16 protein-coding genes are annotated in these 17095 nt (G+C 65.0%); 9 read left to right on the forward strand and 7 right to left on the reverse strand.

The window, feature by feature from the left end:
• Positions 1-651 (reverse strand): LysR family transcriptional regulator (locus Q0319_RS12740; RefSeq protein WP_299453077.1); only part of this gene is annotated, 651 nt, incomplete at its 3' end.
• Positions 652-811: 160 nt separating this feature from the next.
• Here Q0319_RS12740 and Q0319_RS12745 point away from each other — a divergent pair.
• The gene (locus Q0319_RS12745; protein WP_299453079.1) at positions 812-1813 is read left to right on the forward strand and encodes a tripartite tricarboxylate transporter substrate binding protein; all 1002 of its coding nucleotides are present in this window, start codon (positions 812-814) and stop codon (positions 1811-1813) included.
• 85 nt (positions 1814-1898) lie between these two features.
• The gene (locus tag Q0319_RS12750) at positions 1899-2792 is read left to right on the forward strand and encodes an NAD(P)-dependent oxidoreductase (RefSeq protein ID WP_296467292.1); all 894 of its coding nucleotides are present in this window, start codon (positions 1899-1901) and stop codon (positions 2790-2792) included.
• A gap of 51 nt (positions 2793-2843) precedes the next feature.
• Here Q0319_RS12750 and Q0319_RS12755 read toward each other — a convergent pair whose 3' ends face one another.
• The gene (locus Q0319_RS12755; RefSeq protein WP_299453082.1) at positions 2844-3470 is read right to left on the reverse strand and encodes a penicillin-binding transpeptidase domain-containing protein; all 627 of its coding nucleotides are present in this window, start codon (positions 3468-3470) and stop codon (positions 2844-2846) included.
• 241 nt (positions 3471-3711) lie between these two features.
• On the opposite strand from Q0319_RS12755, the gene Q0319_RS12760 reads away from it, so the two are divergent.
• The 3 genes from Q0319_RS12760 to Q0319_RS12770 all read left to right on the forward strand — a co-directional run bounded on the left by Q0319_RS12760 (position 3712) and on the right by Q0319_RS12770 (position 8741).
• Complete coding sequence (locus Q0319_RS12760) at positions 3712-5880, forward strand: TonB-dependent siderophore receptor (RefSeq protein WP_299453085.1); 2169 nt, start codon at positions 3712-3714, stop codon at positions 5878-5880.
• Between the two features lie 178 nt (positions 5881-6058).
• Positions 6059-7270: a putative DNA modification/repair radical SAM protein gene (locus Q0319_RS12765; RefSeq protein WP_296468941.1), complete on the forward strand. Its 1212-nt coding sequence runs from the start codon at positions 6059-6061 to the stop codon at positions 7268-7270.
• A 10-nt stretch (positions 7271-7280) separates the two neighbouring features.
• A complete protein-coding gene (locus tag Q0319_RS12770) occupies positions 7281-8741 on the forward strand; it encodes a UdgX family uracil-DNA binding protein (protein WP_299453088.1) in 1461 nt (486 codons plus the stop codon).
• Between the two features lie 42 nt (positions 8742-8783).
• Here Q0319_RS12770 and Q0319_RS12775 read toward each other — a convergent pair whose 3' ends face one another.
• Genes Q0319_RS12775 through Q0319_RS12785 form a run of 3 tightly spaced genes read right to left on the reverse strand, consistent with a single transcriptional unit; the run spans position 8784 to position 11270 of the window.
• On the reverse strand, positions 8784-9050 hold the full coding sequence (locus tag Q0319_RS12775) for a hypothetical protein (protein WP_296468946.1): 267 nt from the start codon (positions 9048-9050) through the stop codon (positions 8784-8786).
• A 55-nt stretch (positions 9051-9105) separates the two neighbouring features.
• Complete coding sequence (locus Q0319_RS12780; RefSeq protein ID WP_299453091.1) at positions 9106-10539, reverse strand: 3-deoxy-D-arabino-heptulosonate 7-phosphate synthase; 1434 nt, start codon at positions 10537-10539, stop codon at positions 9106-9108.
• Positions 10539-11270, reverse strand: a complete 732-nt coding sequence (locus tag Q0319_RS12785) for a hypothetical protein (RefSeq protein ID WP_299453093.1) — start codon at positions 11268-11270, stop codon at positions 10539-10541. The genes Q0319_RS12780 and Q0319_RS12785 overlap by 1 nt, the downstream gene beginning before the upstream one ends.
• 176 nt (positions 11271-11446) lie before the next feature.
• Here Q0319_RS12785 and Q0319_RS12790 point away from each other — a divergent pair, with 176 nt between their 5' ends.
• Positions 11447-12346, forward strand: a complete 900-nt coding sequence (locus tag Q0319_RS12790; protein ID WP_299453095.1) for an SDR family NAD(P)-dependent oxidoreductase — start codon at positions 11447-11449, stop codon at positions 12344-12346.
• A gap of 331 nt (positions 12347-12677) precedes the next feature.
• Here the strand turns inward: Q0319_RS12790 and Q0319_RS12795 are convergent, their stop codons facing one another.
• The gene (locus Q0319_RS12795) at positions 12678-13262 is read right to left on the reverse strand and encodes a TetR/AcrR family transcriptional regulator (RefSeq protein ID WP_299453098.1); all 585 of its coding nucleotides are present in this window, start codon (positions 13260-13262) and stop codon (positions 12678-12680) included.
• 155 nt (positions 13263-13417) lie between these two features.
• Here Q0319_RS12795 and Q0319_RS12800 point away from each other — a divergent pair, with 155 nt between their 5' ends.
• A complete protein-coding gene (locus tag Q0319_RS12800) occupies positions 13418-14635 on the forward strand; it encodes a prolyl oligopeptidase family serine peptidase (RefSeq protein WP_299453101.1) in 1218 nt (405 codons plus the stop codon).
• A 17-nt stretch (positions 14636-14652) separates the two neighbouring features.
• On the opposite strand, the gene Q0319_RS12805 is transcribed toward Q0319_RS12800, so the two are convergent.
• Positions 14653-15432 carry an IclR family transcriptional regulator gene (locus tag Q0319_RS12805; protein WP_299453103.1) on the reverse strand — a complete coding sequence of 260 codons (780 nt, stop codon included), beginning with the start codon at positions 15430-15432 and terminating at the stop codon, positions 14653-14655.
• A 79-nt stretch (positions 15433-15511) separates the two neighbouring features.
• Between Q0319_RS12805 and Q0319_RS12810 the strand changes: the two genes are divergently transcribed.
• Positions 15512-16873 (forward strand): aromatic ring-hydroxylating dioxygenase subunit alpha, encoded by a 1362-nt coding sequence (locus Q0319_RS12810; RefSeq protein ID WP_299453105.1) that lies wholly within the window; start codon positions 15512-15514, stop codon positions 16871-16873.
• On the forward strand, positions 16870-17095 hold a 226-nt coding region (locus Q0319_RS12815), incomplete at its 3' end, for an aromatic-ring-hydroxylating dioxygenase subunit beta (RefSeq protein ID WP_299453107.1). The genes Q0319_RS12810 and Q0319_RS12815, both read left to right, overlap by 4 nt.

Genomic DNA, 17095 nt, shown 5'->3' on the forward strand with positions numbered 1-17095 from the left:
CAGCTTTGCGATGGCTTCAGGCAACAGGCGCGTGCGCGAGAGCGGCAGCGCGCCCACTGCGATCCCCCCCGCCATGTTGCCGTCCAGGGCGGCCAAGTCCTGGGCGAGATAGCGCAGCTCCGCCAGTGCCCGGTCGAAACGCATCAGCCAACGCGCCCCCAAGCGCGTCGGCACCATGCCCTGCGGCGTCCGCAGGAACAATTTTTCGCGCAGGGCGGACTCGAGCCGGCCGATCGAGGCGCTGATGGCCGGCTGCGAGACGCCCAGGCGGCGTGCCACCGCGGGCATGTGCCCAGTCTCGCCCAACAGGGAGGCCACCGTCAGGCGGCGCTCGTCAAACAGGCTTTCGACCGCGGCCGCGGTCACCACGGCCCGGTCGTTGCGCGCCGCCTCGTCCAGGACAGAGGCTAGCTCTTCCTCGATCCTGCAATACCTGCCATAAGCCACCCTGCCCGCGGGCGTCGGCAACATCCCGCGGCCGCGGCGTTCGAACAAGGGGGTCCCCAGGCGTTGCTCGAGTTGCGCCACGGCCCGGCTCACGGCTGAAGGCGTACGCAATAGCGTATCGGAAGACGCACGAATCCCGCCGTCGCGCGCCACCGCGGCGACCACACGCAACTCGCGCAGGGTAATGGGAGCGCGGGGATGCACTCCGGACCATGCTTCCTCCATTTCCTCATGATAAACAAAATCGAACACTTGCTTCGTACAACTCAACCCGCCTGGCCGGGTGAGGGGCACAATCTTCCGAGGCACCCGGAGCAAAAGATGGACGCCGCATAACAACGCTGCAACAAAGGAGACACTCCAGATGAATCGCTATCCGCATCGGCCACCGCGTCGCAAATTCCTCCAGCTCGCAGCCTCGGCCCCCCTCTTCGCAAGCCAGGCCAGGATCGCGGTGGCGGCCGACTATCCCCAGCGGCCGTTGACCTTCGTCGTCCCGTTCGGCCCCGGTGGAAACGTAGACAGCGTAGGCAGATTGATGGCCGCGGCCATGGGCCCCGTCTTGGGGCAAACCATCGTCGTGGAAAACCGGGCGGGCGCCGGCGGCAGCGTGGGTGCCGCCCAAGTGGCGCAAGCCGCGCCCGATGGCTACGTGCTCATGGTGGGATCCAACGGTCCGCTCACGGTCAACCCCTTCGTACAGGCGAAGCTGGCGTACGACCCGATCAAGGACTTTGCGCCCATCGCGTTGGTGGGCTCCGTGCCACACGTACTGCTCGCCAACAACGACCTTCCCGCCAAGACCGTGCAAGAGGCGGCGGAACTCTCCAAGAAGCGGTTCGTGGGCTGCGCGTCCTCGGGAATCGGCAGCGCCACCCACCTCACCCTGGCGCGCTTCAATGCCCAGACCGGCGCCCGGATAGAACACGTGCCTTTCCGGGGCGGCAATACCCTGGTTCCCGCCCTCATCGGCGGCGACGTGCAACTGGCGTCGATGGAGTTCTCGACCGCCCTCCCGCTGCACCAATCGGGACGCGCCCGCATCCTGGCCGTCGCCGGGGAGCGGCGCAGCCCGCTGGCGCCCGACGTGCCGACCTTCATCGAAAGCGGGGTGCCGGGGTTCACGGCCCAGAGCTACGTGGGGCTGCTCGCGCCGGCCCGCGTGCCGGCAGACGTGTTAAACAAACTGGAAGAGGCCGCGAACGCCGCGCTGGACGCCCGGGAACTGGCGAACAAGCTACGTAGCCTGGGCCTGGAGGTCGCCCCGAAGGAACACCGGCGCAGCGCTGGGTTCGCAGCTTTCCTGCAGGCGGAGTACGAACGCTCGGGGCAAGCCGCACGGATAGCGGGAATCCAACCCGAATGAACGGCCTGGACAGAGGCACCGCACCGCAGAGATCTTCTAGTCCAGCCTAGATTCATGTCATCAACGATACCGACGAGAGGAACACATGAGCATTACCCTGGGCATCATTGGATTCGGTGAAGTCGGCGGCATTTTCGGCCGCGGACTGCGCGGCAAGGAGGGCGTGGACGCGGTCTGCGCCTGGGACCTCAAATTTGCCGGCGACGGCGGTGCGGCAGCCCGCAAGGCGGCGGCCGACGACGGCATCGAACCCGTCGACGGGATGGCGGCACTGTGCGGGCGCGCGACGCTGTTGATCTCGGCAGTCACCGCCTCCAATACCTTGGCGGTGGCCGAAGAGGCGGCGCGCCACGTGCGCCCCGGCACCCTGTTTCTGGACCTGAACTCGGCCTCGCCGGGCACCAAGCAGAAAGCCGCCGCCGCGCTCGAGGCGGCCGGCGCGCACTACGTCGAAGCAGGCGTCATGACCTCGGTGCCGCCGTATGGCATCCGCGTCCCGATGCTGCTCGGCGGAGCGCGCGCGGAAAGCCTCGCGGCCACGCTGGCGGGCTGGGGCATGGACGCCAAGCCGGTCTCCACGGAACTGGGCATTGCGTCCGCCATCAAGATGAGCCGCAGCGTCATGATCAAGGGCCTGGAAGCATTGGTGATCGAAAGCTATGCCACGGCACGGCACTATGGCGTGGAGGAATACGTCCTACCCACCCTGCAGGAGACCTTTCCCCAGATCGACTGGGAAAAACAAGGCGCCTACTTCTTCAGCCGCGTGGTCAAGCACGGCAAGCGGCGCGCCGAAGAGATGCGCGAAGCCGCACAGACCGTACGCGAAGCCGGCTTCGAGCCGCTCATGGCCAGCGCCACCGCAGAAAAGCAGGATTGGGTGGCGCGCCTGGCCCGCGAGGGCGTGTTCGAAGGCATAGAGGCCAGCTCGCCGTGGCAGGAGTACGCCGACCGCTTGCTCAAGACCATCAAGAAATAAAACAAGCAAAGCGGCGCAAGAGGCGGGGAATGGGGCCCTGCCCCCTTCCCGTCACGGCATCAGCCCCCGCTGCCGCAATATCTGGCGCGCCAGTGCCAGTCGCGCGGCGCCGTCCTCCGGCTTGCGCATGTCCATGTTCAAGGCGAAGAAGTACACCTCTTGGCCCCGCTCCAGATAGCCCACGAACCAGCCGACCTGGTTCGGATCGTCTTCACCCAGCCGGGCCCAACCCGTCTTGCCGCTGAGCCGGTAAGCCTCCGACGCCTCGAGCACAATCGCATCTTTGACCACCTGCACGGACCGTCCGGAGGCATCGAGCTGCCCGCCGTAAAACCGCCGCAGGAAGTCCACCTGCTCCAGCGCGGAAATGCGTAGCTCGCCACTCAACCAGAACTGGTCGATGCCGCCGCTGATGTTCCGGTTCCCGTAGCGGAAACGGTCCACATAGTCTTGCATGCGCCGGGCGCCGATCCGTCTCGCGAGCTCCTGGTAGAACCACACGACGGAGTTGGACATCGCCGTAGCCAGCGTATGGGACTGCGCCCAGGCCGGCGGCCACCAGCTTTGGCGGGGATCACGCTTGTCGTCCCAGTTCAGCGCGAAATCCCCTCCACTAGCCACGCCCGTTTCCAGCGCGATCAAGGCGTTCGGAAAGTGCAGCGCGGCGCAGCAATGCATGCACAAACATGATCGGGCATTTCCTCCTTCTTGCGCCAGGTCGGCCACTTACCTCGTAGGCGACGAGATGAGCGATCAGATAGCCAGTCCCCTCCCGGATTGAATTATTGCAAATATCAAACGATAATGATAATAATTCTTATTATTATCATGAAATGAGTCTTCCACCGGGGCTGGGGGCTGACCCAGCCCCGAGCTTGCACGAACCGAATCGACAAAAGCTGACATATCGAGGGAGAAAATGATCGTACGCCCCACCAATCGCTTGAGCGCCTGCCTTGCTGCTGCCTTCCCCGTCATCGCCTCGGCCCAGCACACACCGGCCGTGCTACCGGCCATCACCGTCCAAGCGCCTCAGCAAGAAGAAGGCGCCGACATCACCGAAGGCACGGGCTCCTATACCACGCTTGGCGTGTCGCGCACTGCCACGCCCCTCGGCCTGTCGCTGCGCGATACGCCGCAATCGGTCACTGTCGTTACCCAACAGCGAATTGAAGACCAGGACCTCCTGACCATCACCGATGTCGTCAACAACGCGACTGGCGTTTCGGTCAACCAGTACGAGACGCATCGCGGGCAGTTCAACTCCCGGGGCTTCGACATCAATACCCTCATGATCGACGGCGTGCCCACCACCTGGCAGCAACCATGGAGTTCGGGCGAAGTTTTCACGAGTCTCGCCATGTACGACCGGGTGGAAATCGTGCGCGGCGCGACCGGCTTGACTACCGGCGCCGGCGACCCGTCAGCGGCCATCAATCTGGTCCGCAAGCGCGCACACAGCAAAGAGTTCATGGGCAAGGCCGAACTCGGCCTCGGCAACTGGGACCAACTGCGTGGGCTGATAGACCTCTCCACGCCCGTCAACCGAGCCAAGTCGGTACGTTTGCGCGTCGTGGGCGAACATTCCCAGCGCGACAGCTGGGTGGACCTTCTCGGCAACAAGAGCCGGACGCTGTACGCGACACTCGAGGCGGACCTCACGCCCAGCACCTTGCTGACGGCGGGGTTCAGTCACCACGAAAACCGGGCGCGAGGCCCGATGTGGGGCGGCTTGCCCATCTGGCATGCCGACGGCAGCCGCACCCATTGGAGTCGAGCCAAGACTTCTTCGGCGGACTGGACACGGTGGGACTCGACGCACGAATCCTACTTCGCGTCTCTCGACCACCGTTTCGAGAACGATTGGAAAGTCCGCTTCAGCTACACCCACGGCCAACGCAAGGCCGATTCTTACCTGCTCTATCTTTCGGGCGCTCCCGACCGCAACACCGGACTGGGAATGGTGACGTTCGCCGGATCCTATGACGTCAAGACCACGCAAGACGACGTGGCAATCCAAGCGAACGGCCCCATCGAACTCTTCGGACGCCAGCACGAGCTGGCATTCGGCTATGTGTACGCCGACCAGAAGTTCAATGCGGACTCCCGTCCCGCAGACCCAGCAGGGGGGCTAGCTCCGGACTTCAACGCTTGGGACGGCACCTTTCCCGAACCTACCTGGGGCGATCCCGTCTTCTACGAAGGCGGCCGCACCAAACAACAGGCGCTCTACGGTGTTGCACGCCTGAATGTCGCCGCTCCCCTCAAGCTCATTCTAGGCGCGCGCGTCACGAACTACCGCAGGACGGGAGATCTCTCTTACAGCAACTCCTACGAGATCAAGAGCCGCGGCGAAGTCACTCCCTATGCGGGCATCATCTACGACCTGGACGACCAGTACTCCCTATACGCCAGCTATACCAGCATCTTCCAGCCCCAGAACGCGCGCGATGCCAGCGGCCGCTACCTCGATCCCGTCGTCGGCAAAGCCACGGAAACCGGCATCAAGGGAGAATTCCTCGATGGCCGGCTTACCGCCTCGGCATCGGTCTTCCACATCAAACAAAGCAATCTCGCGCAACAAACGAGCGAAACCGTGCCCGGGACCAATCCCCCCGAGCCTGCCTATCGGGCAGTAGACGGCGCGACCAGCAAGGGATTCGAAGTCGAAGTCGCCGGCCAAGTGACGCCCAGCTGGCAGGTCGCGGCCGGCTATACCCTCTTCCGCGCCAAAGATGCAGGCGGCGCCGACGTCAACAGCCTATATCCGCGCCAACTCCTCCGGGTGTTCACCACGTACCGGCTGCCCGGCACGTGGCGCGGCCTGATCATCGGGGGCGGCGTGAACTGGCAAGGGAAAACGTATACCTACGCCCAGAACCCCCTCGGCGTGGTGGAGAAGGTCGAGCAAGACGGCTACCCACTGGCCAGCCTGATGGCCCGCTACGAGTTCTCCAGGCAGCTGACCGGCCAAATCAACATCAACAACATTTTCGACAAGCGCTACTACGACATGTTCGCGGCTTATAGCCAATTCACGTATGGCGCGCCCCGCAATGTGACGGTCAGCCTGAAGTACAAGTTCTGACGCGTCCCCCATGGGCCGCAAAACGCTTGGCCCTGGCGGGCGCGCTGCGGGCCACCGGTTGCCCGGCCGGCCCCGGCCCGGGCATCGGCAGGCTGCGCCGCCATGGCGCGGCATGTGCGGCAAAAGGTCGATACACATGGGGCCCCGATACTGTATTTTTATACAGTATCATGTCGCGATGGACCGCTTGACCAAGCTCGAAATCCTGGCCGATGCCGCCAAATACGACGCCTCCTGCGCGAGCAGCGGCGCGCCCAAGCGCGCATCCCGGGGCGGAAGCGGCCTAGGGGCCGGCACCGGGGCGGGAATTTGCCACAGCTTCACACCCGACGGGCGGTGCGTGTCCCTGCTGAAGATCCTGCTCACCAACTTCTGCCAGTACGATTGCCAATACTGCGTGAACCGGCGTTCGAGCAACGTGCCGCGCGCCAGGTTTTTTCCCGGGGAAGTGGTGGCGCTCACCCTAGACTTCTACCGGCGCAACTATATCGACGGCTTGTTCCTGAGTTCGGGCATCATCCGCGGCGCCGACTACACCATGGAACAACTGGTCGAAGTGGCCCGCTCGCTGCGCGAAGACCACCAGTTTCGCGGCTACATCCACCTCAAGACCATACCGGACGCCGATCCGCGCCTGATCGAGCTTGCCGGCCAGTTTGCCGACCGGCTCAGCGTCAATATCGAATTGCCGACCGACGATGGCCTGCAGCGCCTCGCCCCCGAAAAAAACGCCGAGACGATCAAGCGGGCCATGGGTGCCATTCGGCTCGCCCAGGAGGAGGCCCAAGGCGAAAAGCGCCCCGTGGCGCCAACGCCAGCGGGCCAAAGCACGCAAATGATCGTCGGTGCGGACGACGCCGACGACCGCGCCATCCTGCAAACGGCGCAAACGCTTTACGGGGCATACCGGCTCAAGCGGGTCTACTACTCGGCGTTCAGCCCCATTCCCGACAGCCCCTCGACCCTGCCCCAACAAGCACCGCCGCTATTGCGCGAACACCGCCTGTACCAGGCCGACTTCCTGCTGCGAGGCTATGGTTTTCGCGCCGAAGAGCTCTTTCCCCAAGCGGGGCACCTGCCGCTGGACATCGATCCCAAGCTCGCGTGGGCCCTGGCCAATCGCTCGTGCTTTCCCGTCGACCTAAACCGCGCACCGCAACGCCTGATCGCGCGGGTGCCGGGCATCGGCCTGCGCAACGCCAAGCGGCTCGTCGAACTCAGGCGCCTGCGCGCCATTCGCTACCAAGACTTGGTTCGCCTGCGCTGCTCGATGGAAAAACTCAAACCCTTCATCGTCGTGCAGGACTATCGCCCCGGGCTCGGCGAACCGCCGTCGGAAACGCTGCGCCGCGCCTTGGCGCCTGCGCCTCGCCAACTCGCACTGCTTTAGCGGGCGGAGCATGACGCACGCGCACCTACACAGGCTGGTTGTGGAAGGCGGCTATGCAAGCTGGCGTCGGCTTGCCCTGCGGGCGCTCGCGTACGCATGGCCGCCGGAAACGATCACCTGGACCGAACGCACGGCCACCGGTGGCGCAGCAGGCGGGCAAATGACGCTGGACGCGCTGCAGGACGAGGCCGCTGGGCCGCCGCGCGACGCGCCCGCCCTTCCCCGCGTGCGCATTTCCCGAAACTTGGCCGCGCTGCTCCACGACGCGGCCTTGTATCGATCGCCAGGTCGCTGGCCATTGCTCTACCGCGTCGTGTGGCGATGGCACCAGGGAGACCGTGCCGTCGCGTCGGCGGCCGACGAAGACGGCGCCCGCTTGCACGCCATGGCCAAATCGGTCCGGCGTGCCAAGCACGACATGATCGCCTACCTGCGTTTCAAGGAACGGGCCGATGGCGGCTCGCCACAGTACTTGGCTTGGTACGAGCCCGAACACGACGTGCTGCCGTTTGCCGCGGAACATTTCGCGCAACGCATGGGCGCCTCGACCTGGTGGATCGGCACGCCGCATGGCGCAGCGTGGTGGGATGGCCGCGACTTGCATATTTCGGAAGCGGCCTTGCAAGCCACGGCCATGCCCATCACGGACGATGAGGTCGAACCGCTATGGCTGGCCTACTACCAAAACACCTTCAATCCGGCCCGGCTGAACGAATGCGCCCTAGAGCGGCAAATGCCGGTGCGCTTCTGGCGGCATTTGCCTGAAGGTCCGCTCATTCCCCGGATGGTCGCCGAAGCACGCGATGGTGCAAGGCGCCTTGCGCAATCCGGGGCGATAGGCACCATGCCGGGCAAACCCGTGGCGGTGGACGCCGCCCGGGCGCAGCCGCTGCGCGCGCCGGCATCGTCGCTGGACCAATGCCGCCGATGCGAGCTCTGGCGCCATGCCACCCAGCCCGTCCCGGGTTGTGGTCCGGACAACGCGCGCCTCATGCTGGTCGGCGAACAACCCGGCGACCACGAAGACCTCTCCGGACGGGCCTTCATCGGGCCAGCAGGCAAGGTGCTCGATGATGCCATGCGCCGCGCCGGGGTCGCGCGCGAGTCGGTGTACCTGACCAACGCCGTCAAGCACTTCAAATGGATCGCGCGTGGCAAGCGCCGGCTGCACAAAACGCCCGCGCAACGCGAGGTCGAGGCCTGCTCGCAATGGCTGCGCGAAGAAATGGTGCGCGTTCGGCCCGCCGTCATCGTCACCCTGGGCGCCACCGCCCTCAGGGCAGTATTAGGGCCCCAGTTCCCGCTTCGCGACCACCTGGGCATGCCGCTGCGGCAGGGCGACGCGTGGGTCGTCCCAACCTGGCACCCTTCCTATGCCCTGCGCGCTTCAGGTGCGGAGAAAGAGGCGGCGATCATCGACGACATCGTCCGGGCGATCGCCCACGCACGCGAATTGGCGTCGACCGACTAATGCAATGGCGGGCTACGGGGGGCGGCGCAAGGCTAGCAGGCTTTAGCCGAGTCGCTTGACGACCCGCGCGACCTTCGCAACGCCTCCCGTCCCGCTTGCAGCGCGGCTCACCAGCGCCGTCCCGGCAGCCGTCAGCAACGCCCGCCATACCAGCCCGCGGCTGCGTATCCCTGCCACCATGAGCAACGCGCCCAGGCCAAGCACGAGCACGTGCTCTTGAGAAGGGCCCCGTCCGCCCCGGGCTACCTCTCCGGGCTCACCCGGGAACGAGGCTGCGTCGTCAGTGAGTTGCATTTCTTCTGCTTCCATGGTCGTCCCCCATAAAGAAGGCCAGGTTGCAGCAACTTGCATGCCCACGAACCCGCTACGACCGCTTGCCTCGCGTGCCGAGGAAAGAGCTCGCCACGGTATCGTTCAAGTCGTCGAGGTGGACCATTGCCGCGCGCGCGATGCCCAGCGTCGGATACTGATGAAGCACGGCACGCCAACGCGGCGATTGCAGCAGCTCATTCCACAGCGGCTCCAGCATGCCAACATCCTCCTTGCCCCCCGAGACCGCGTGGGCGAATTCGAGGCTCGGCCTTGCAGACAAGAGCTGCATGCGACTGGACGCGCCGAGCATCCGGGGCATTGCTTGGCCAGGTTCAAGGCAGCAATACAGCACGGTGCGCAGCTTGTCCGCGTTCGCTGCCGCGAATGCGCGCAGCGAGGCACCCCGCACCCATACTGTTTCTTCTGCGGCATCGAATGGATATGCAGCATGCTCGTCGGCGCGCGCAAACAGCTGCAGCCCGCGCTGCAACCGCGGCCAATCCGTCGTTGCAGCATCCGGCGAGGACTTGGCTTCCGCCAGCAGGCAAACATCCCACAGCATTTGATCGCCTTGCGTCCCGGCGCAACGCAACAGCACGACGTCCCATTCCGTCTTGGCGTGCGCGCGGCTGGCCGGAAATGCTGATGGCACCCGCATCGTCGTCACGGCGCGAAACATGCCTTCGCCTTCGGCGTCATTGAGCCGGCACGCGATCATGGCGAACGCATGCGCCGCAGCGGACTCCACCGCCCTGCCCCGCTCGCGGGCAATGCGTCCCTGCTCGGCAGCAACCGCGGAACCGGAGCGTGGGCCGCTCGCATCCAACAGCGCCTCATAGCGCCGGACGCCATCGTCCAAGGCGAGCGCGTCGTGCCGACGCAGGCGGGCCAGCGCAGGCCCCTCCAGCAGTCGCTTCACGCCGTGCCCCAACGCATCCTGGCCGGGAAGACGCTGCAGATCGGAAAGCCCGGCAAGCCGCGCAAGCGCGTCGTCCAGGGCTGCCCAGTGCCGGGCCGCTGCCGCCGCTTGCACCCGCGCCAAGGCGTCATGCAAGACCCCGCGTGGCAGGCGCTCGAGCTTGGCGGGATGCGCGATGGCATGGACCAATGCCAGGACAGTGCGTGCGTCCTGCGCCGCATGCGCGGCCAAGCCAGCATATTCCTGCACCACAGGGCTGCCGTGCCTGAGCACCCTGGCCTGGAACGCCGGATCACCGCTTTCGGGGCGCAACGCTTCGCGAATGAGATCGGCCAGGGCATCGAGAAAACCAGCGCGAAGCGCCGCCGTCGGCGAGCGGCCTTCCACCAGCGCCTCGCGGCTAAGTTCTATCGCCCATGCCAGTGCGGACGCAGGCGTAGCCTGCCTTGCCGCGAGCGCGGAGCCATCCTCCCGGAGACGATAGCGGCGCGGAACGGCGCGGAGGATCTCGGCTAGCAGCGCAGGGATGGGGGGCGGCGGAACGCCCTGTTGAACGCGCCCGCCCATCACCTGACCGGCAAGAACGAAAACAACAATAAGTTCTGCGCGTAGTTGATGCCCAACCGCCGCGAATTTTCTCCGAGCAGGTTCGCGATCAGGTCGATGCGCCCGATGATGGCGCCGAACTCGCGTTCGAAGCTCAGGTTCACCTGGGTCTCGCTCAACTCGTTCGAAAGCAACAGCGGTGCGCCGCGCGCGTCGCGCCGGCGCGTCAGTAGCCAAGCCGCGGCCTCGACGTTGCGCGCGGCGTTGTAGACGCGCTCTCCGTCCAGCATGTCGAAGGCATAGAACCGCGTTTTGCCGTCGTGCGCAGTAATGATGGTGTCGGCCAAGCCGTAGATGAAGGCCGCGACGCGGTCGCCCGTATAAGCCGGATCCAACGATACGGCGAGGATCTCGACGTCGTGCAGGCCCTCGAGCCCGGCCGGCGGACGGCGGGCGTCGATGGATTGCCTGACCGCCTCGGCCGCGGCATCGAGATCGGCGTGTCCCGCCTTGCGCCACTCGCGGGGATTGCGCTTGTAAAGCTTGACCATCAAGGATTGCAGGCTCGCGAGGTTGTCTCGCATGGCGATGGTGAGCGTACGGTTGAAGTCCGTCTGCATCATCTGGTCCGAGGACATCTCCTCGGCGCCCCGAGCCTTTTGCGTGTCGCGCGGCAGCGCGGTGTACTGGGCGCAGCCCGTCGCGATCACGCACGCCATCGCGATTGCCGCGGCCTTCATATGCCTGGTCATGCACTATCCGGTATTCGCGTTGGTGCGAGAATAACCGATTGCGCCCGACCGTCACCGCCGCCTTCGTCAGGACAATCGCGAGGTGCGAACGATCGAACCAGGCGTTTATGCTCAGGTGCGGCCACATCCATCCCGGATGCCCGCCCTCTTGCCAACCTTCCACACGCCACGCTCTTATGACGCCACTCTTGCAAGGACGCATCGCCATCATTACCGGCGCGGGCCGCGGCCTGGGCCGTTCCCACGCCTTGGAACTCGCGCGGCACGGCGCCAAGGTATTGGTTGCTGACCTCGGGGCCGGGCACCCGGGATCCGGCGCGCAGGCCGTCGTAGAGGCCATCCTCGGAGCCGGCGGCGAGGCCGACGCGTATGACATCGACGTCACCCGCCCTGAGCAAGCCCGCGCGATGGTCCAATACGTCTTGGAAAAATGGGGCCGCGTCGACATCCTGGTCAACAACGCGGGCATCCTGCGGGACAAGACCTTTGCAAAGATGAGCCTGGACGATTTCGGTCTTGTCCTGGACGTCCACCTCATGGGATCGGTGCACTGCACGCATGCGGTGTGGAACCTCATGCGCGAGCAGAATTACGGCCGCATCGTCATGACGACCTCATCCTCGGGGCTATACGGCAACTTCGGGCAGGCGAACTACGCGGCAGCCAAGATGGCCTTGGTCGGGCTCATGCAGACCCTCGCGCTGGAAGGCCAGAAATATGGCGTGCACGTGAACTGTCTCGCTCCAACCGCTGCGACCGCCATGACCGAAGGACTCCTCGAACCCGACGTCCTCGCCATGCTCTCGCCCGCGGCGGTCAGCCCCGCTTTGGTGGCCCTCGTGGCCGAACAGGCCCCGAACCGGACCATTCTCATGGCCGGTGCCGGTAGCTTCGAGCAGGCGCACATCACCATGACCCAAGGCATATACCTGCACGAGGCCGAGCTCTCGGCGCAGGCGCTCATCGAGCGGCTACCGGAGTTGGCCGACCGCAGGGAAGAACACGTCCCTGGAACCGGCTTCGACCAGATGCGCCACGAAATCGCAAAAGCCCGTGCCGCCCGCGCTGATGGCTGACGACCCCCGGGCATGCCGCACAAGGTTGGCTGCAAAGCCTGCGTCGCGGCCGTGACCGCCAAGCGCATCGGCCCGACGCCCGCCAGGGCACGGACGCGGGATTGCGCACGGCTGCATGGACTTTGCCGCGCCACGCTCGAGCAGCTGCCGGGAAATTCGCGCCCGAGGCCTCGACCGGCCCCTGTAACCAAAGCAACAGAACCTGCGAGTTTCATACGATTTCCTTCGTCGTGAAGCGCGCGGCGTGAATATGATGACAATCATATTCACGGCCAAAAAATGCCGGCGATGCCGACCCTGCAAACACCCCCCTACACCGCAAACGTACGGCTCAGCCGCCGTAACGCGCCAAGAGCTCGCGTTTCGCCTCGGCCAGAACGGCCTGTCCCGCCTGCCCTCCTCCCAATGCCCGCGCCAACTGCACGGCCCCCACCAGCGTACTCGTCACGGCCCATGCGGCCTCCCGTGCTTGCCCGGCCGGGAGCGTACTTCCGACGAGCCGGTGCAGGTTGACCACGAGTTGGCGAAACGACTCGGTAATCTCGGCAGGCTGCGTGGTCACTTCCGAACAAAGCGCAGCCACCGGGCATCCCTTTTCGCGATTGGCGATTTCGCCTTCATACAGATAACTCTCGACCAATGCGCGGAACGGCGACAACCCGGCGGCCGTCAACCGCTTCATGCTCGCTTCCAGCGCTGCGGACGCCTCGCGCCCCGCGCGCCCCAGGGCCGCCGAGAGCAACGCATCTTTCGAACGGAAATGCGCATAAAACCCGCCGTGGGTGAGTCCTGCTTCGTTCATGACATCCGCCACGCCCACGCCGTGAAAGCCGCTGCGCCGCACGGCACGCGCGGCGGCTTCGAGGATGCGTTCGCGGGAGGCTTCTTTCCGGTTGACAGGGACGTGTGGGCGCATGGCTCAAGCTCAGGATATGACATCCATCATATTTGAGGCACCATGGCCGCATAAGGCTGCATTCCATGCGCAAGGCGTGGGTCCTGGACGTCCTCGCCGAAAAGGCGGCTTTCTGGGACGATGGTCACTCTCATTTGTTTGGCGAAGGAGTTGGCATGTCTACCGTCGAGCGCACGGCCACTCGCGTCCTGGGATTCAACAGCATGGAGATGGACTTCCAGCTCATGCGTGCCTTGGGCACGGCCACCTACGGAGGCGGCGCCGAAGGCGAGATCTTCCATGCGCGCAGGCTGGTCGACGACGAAGCGCCGGAACGCTGGTCCACGGCCTTTGCGTCCATTGGGGAACGCGTTCGCGCGCTCGGAGAGCGCGCCGAGCGCAAGAGGCACTTTGTCAGCGCCCGTGAACACTTCCTTCGCGCATCCATGTATTACCGCGCCGCCGAGTACTTTGCAGACCCCTTCGGCGAGGAGGGCCGGAGGTGGGGCCTCGCATCGCGCGCGACCTTCATTGCCGGAACGCGGCACCTGGCGGACCGGATCGAACCCGTCGTCACGCCCTTCGAAGGGCTCGAACTGCCTGGCTACTTCATGACTCCGGCCGGGGGCGCCCGCAACGGCCGCACCCTCGTGGTCATGACGGGCTTCGACGGGACCGGGGAAGAACTCTACTTCGAATCCGGCCGCGCAGGGCTGGAGCGAGGCTATAACGTATTCGTGACCGAGGGCCCGGGCCAAGTTGGCACACTGCGCCTGCACCCGGGACTCGTGTTCCGGCCCGACTACGAACACCCTATTTCTGCCATGCTCGACATGGTGCTGGCGCGCCCTGAAGTCAACCCCGAGGCACTCGCGCTGTACGGCATGAGCTTCGGCGGCTGTTTCACCTTGCGCGCTGCGGCCCACGACGATCGCATCCGCGCATTGATCCTGAACTCCCCCATCATCGACCTCCACGCCTACATGGCCGCGTTCATCGGCCCGGACCTCGCCTCCGACCCGCCGCCGCTGACGCTCGCGGGCCTCGATTCGATTTCCGAAGCCGACATGCCGCCGGTGGTCCGGCACGCGTTCAAGAGCTCCTGCCGACGATTCGGCGTCGATAGCCTTGCCGGCTATCTCCGGCAATTGGAGGCCTACACGGCCGTGGAAAGCGTGCCGTCGGTGCGCTGCCCTAGCCTGGCGATGGTAGGAACGGGAGAAGGCGAAGAAGCCATGAACCAGTTCGAACGCTATTGCGACGCGGTCTCGGGCCCGGTCACACGCCGCATCTTCACCGTGGAAGAAGGCGCCGACATGCATTGCCAGCGCGGGAATCTCCCGCTAGCCTGCTCCGTGGTCTACGACTGGCTGGACGAGCTGTTCGGACACTGAACCGTTTCGCTCCCGTGCTAGCTCCCGGCATACCCCAACACCGATTGCACCGACTGCACGGCTTCCTTGAGGTGGATCACGCTACGCTCACGCTGCGCCGGGCTCATGCGTGCCGAAAGATCGAGAACCGCGAGCGCCGCGCAAATGTGGCCGGTGTGGTCGAAGATCGGCGCGGCGAGCGCACAGCAGCCTGCTTCGGCCAGGAATTCCGCTTCGGTCATCGCATAGCCCTGCTCGCGGACGGACTGCAGCCTTGCCTCGAGCGACGCATCCATGGGATGGCCGCCGCGTTCTCTCGCGACCAAAGGCTCCGTGATGGGCCGCGGCTGATGGGCAAGGAACACCAGGCCCGTGGCCGATGAACAAAGCGGTACGACGAAGCCAATCCGCAGCGGCACCGGCACGGGACAAGCGCCTTCGAGCGAGCGAATGATCGTCGGCCCATAGTTTCCCCAGAGGGAGAGATGGACGTGGTGCCCCGTCACGGCCCGCAAATCGCGCATGGGGCCGTCCGTGACGTCCACGACGTTCGAATGCTTGAGCGCCGCCAGGCCGAGCCGCAGCGCATACGGCCCCAGCAGGTAATGGCCGGCGTCATTGCGCGCCAGCAGCCCCAGTTCCACGAAAGTCGATAAGTAGAGGTGGGCATTGCTGCGCGCCATTCCTGCCGCCTGCGCGACATCCTTCAGCGGCAATGCCTTGCCCGCTTCCTCGATCGCGCGCACCAACCGGAAGCCCACCTCGAGCGATTGGATCTTGCGCGGCGCGCTGGCCTGCTGCTCAGGGTTTTTCTGCATACCTGCCCCCACCAGGCTTGACTACGATTATTGTTAAATATCAAACACAATTATACATTGTATAACGCAGGAGACAACCATGCTTGCGGAAGAACTTGGGGGCTACGTCGTCGATGAGCCCGGCCAAGGCGTCTTCGCGGTCCATCGCGATGTCTACCGCGATCCCGCCATCTTCGAACTCGAAATGCGGTACATCTTCGAGCGGACGTGGGTTTTCCTCGGCATCGAAGACCAGATCGCGCAACCCCACGACTACCTCAGCACCTGGATAGGACGCCAGCCCGTACTGGTCATGCGCAACGGCGAGGGCCAAGTCGGCGCGTTCCTCAATTCCTGTCCCCACCGCGGCGCGATATTGACCCAGCGGGAGCGCGGCAACGCCCGGATCCACGTGTGCGCCTATCACGCATGGTCCTTTGACAGCAGCGGGCGGTGCGCCAGCATCAAAGATCGCAAAGACGGCTGCTATAGCGAAGCGTTCGACCGGCAGAGCCACGATCTCGTGCCTGTCGCCCGCTTCGGTTCGTACCGGGGGTTGATGTTCGGCAGCCTGAGCGAGGACGTGCCGCCGCTGGAAGACTACCTGGGCGAAACGCGCTTTTTCCTCGATCTCATCCTCGACCAAAGCCCCCATGGCATAGAGCTGCTCCCCGGCTCGTCCACGTATACCTACAACGGCAATTGGAAGCTGCAGCTGGATAACGCGCTGGACGCCTACCACCTGACATCCGTGCATCCGAGCTTCATGAAAATCGTCAAGCAGCGGCAGTCCGGTGAGTCCCAGAATGCATTGGCGACCATTGACTTTGCCGCATACAGGCAGCGCGGCGGCTTCACCTTCGACCACGGCCACGCCGCGGTGTGGACGCGCAATCCGCTGCCCCACATCCGGCCGCTATACCCCTTGTTGGATGAACTGCGCCAGCGCGTGGGCGAGAAGCGCGCCTCGCTCATGTTGGATACGCGCAATCTCGTCATCTTCCCCAACGTGCAATTCGCCGAAAACGCTTCATTGCAACTGCGCGTCCTGCGCCCACTCGCGGTCGACCGCACCGAGATGCGCAGCTATGTCATCGCCCCGAAAGGCGAGCCGCCCGAAGCGCGGGAGCTCAGGCTGCGGCAGTTCGAAGATTTCTTCAACAGCTCGGGCCTTGCCACCCCGGACGACACCACCTGCTACGAAGACTGCCAGACGGGTTATCGCGCCCGGAACATCGCCTGGACGCAAGGCTATGCGCGAGGCATGACCAGCGTCCAAGCCGGGGCCAACGAATACGCGCGGGAATTCGGAATTACCCCGGCGACCAGCCAGTATGGGGACGTTGCGATCCAAGACGAAACGGTTTTTCATTCCGGATATCGCGAATGGCGGCGATTGATGGTCAAAGGCGCGATGGACGACGCCGCCAAGCGCGCCGCCGCGCAGGGAGGTGTGCAATGAACGCCGGCCCCACCCTCGCCGCCGACCTGCTCTACCGCGAAGCCGAGCTGTTGGACGAGCGCCGCTGGAGCGACTGGCTCGAGCTATTCCTGCCCGATGCCGAGTACTGGGTGCCGGCATGGCGGGACGAAGATCATCCTACCTCCGACCCGCGTGCCGAGCTCTCCTTGATCTACTACGCCAACCGCGGTGGCCTGGAAGACCGCGTGTGGCGCGTCCAGT

It is taken from the genome of uncultured Pigmentiphaga sp., assembly GCF_937950555.1.
GTDB lineage: Bacteria > Pseudomonadota > Gammaproteobacteria > Burkholderiales > Burkholderiaceae_B > Pigmentiphaga.

Coding starts and splice junctions, on each gene's coding strand:
- Q0319_RS12795 (WP_299453098.1), bottom strand. CDS start 13,262: ATGCGCCCACACGTCCCTGTCAACCGGAAAGAAGCCTCCCGCGAACGC.
- Q0319_RS12750 (WP_296467292.1), top strand. CDS start 1,899: ATGAGCATTACCCTGGGCATCATTGGATTCGGTGAAGTCGGCGGCATT.
- Q0319_RS12780 (WP_299453091.1), bottom strand. CDS start 10,539: ATGGGCGGGCGCGTTCAACAGGGCGTTCCGCCGCCCCCCATCCCTGCG.
- Q0319_RS12755 (WP_299453082.1), bottom strand. CDS start 3,470: ATGCATTGCTGCGCCGCGCTGCACTTTCCGAACGCCTTGATCGCGCTG.
- Q0319_RS12770 (WP_299453088.1), top strand. CDS start 7,281: ATGACGCACGCGCACCTACACAGGCTGGTTGTGGAAGGCGGCTATGCA.
- Q0319_RS12785 (WP_299453093.1), bottom strand. CDS start 11,270: ATGACCAGGCATATGAAGGCCGCGGCAATCGCGATGGCGTGCGTGATC.
- Q0319_RS12765 (WP_296468941.1), top strand. CDS start 6,059: ATGGACCGCTTGACCAAGCTCGAAATCCTGGCCGATGCCGCCAAATAC.
- Q0319_RS12760 (WP_299453085.1), top strand. CDS start 3,712: ATGATCGTACGCCCCACCAATCGCTTGAGCGCCTGCCTTGCTGCTGCC.
- Q0319_RS12745 (WP_299453079.1), top strand. CDS start 812: ATGAATCGCTATCCGCATCGGCCACCGCGTCGCAAATTCCTCCAGCTC.
- Q0319_RS12800 (WP_299453101.1), top strand. CDS start 13,418: ATGTCTACCGTCGAGCGCACGGCCACTCGCGTCCTGGGATTCAACAGC.
- Q0319_RS12775 (WP_296468946.1), bottom strand. CDS start 9,050: ATGGAAGCAGAAGAAATGCAACTCACTGACGACGCAGCCTCGTTCCCG.
- Q0319_RS12805 (WP_299453103.1), bottom strand. CDS start 15,432: ATGCAGAAAAACCCTGAGCAGCAGGCCAGCGCGCCGCGCAAGATCCAA.
- Q0319_RS12790 (WP_299453095.1), top strand. CDS start 11,447: ATGACGCCACTCTTGCAAGGACGCATCGCCATCATTACCGGCGCGGGC.
- Q0319_RS12810 (WP_299453105.1), top strand. CDS start 15,512: ATGCTTGCGGAAGAACTTGGGGGCTACGTCGTCGATGAGCCCGGCCAA.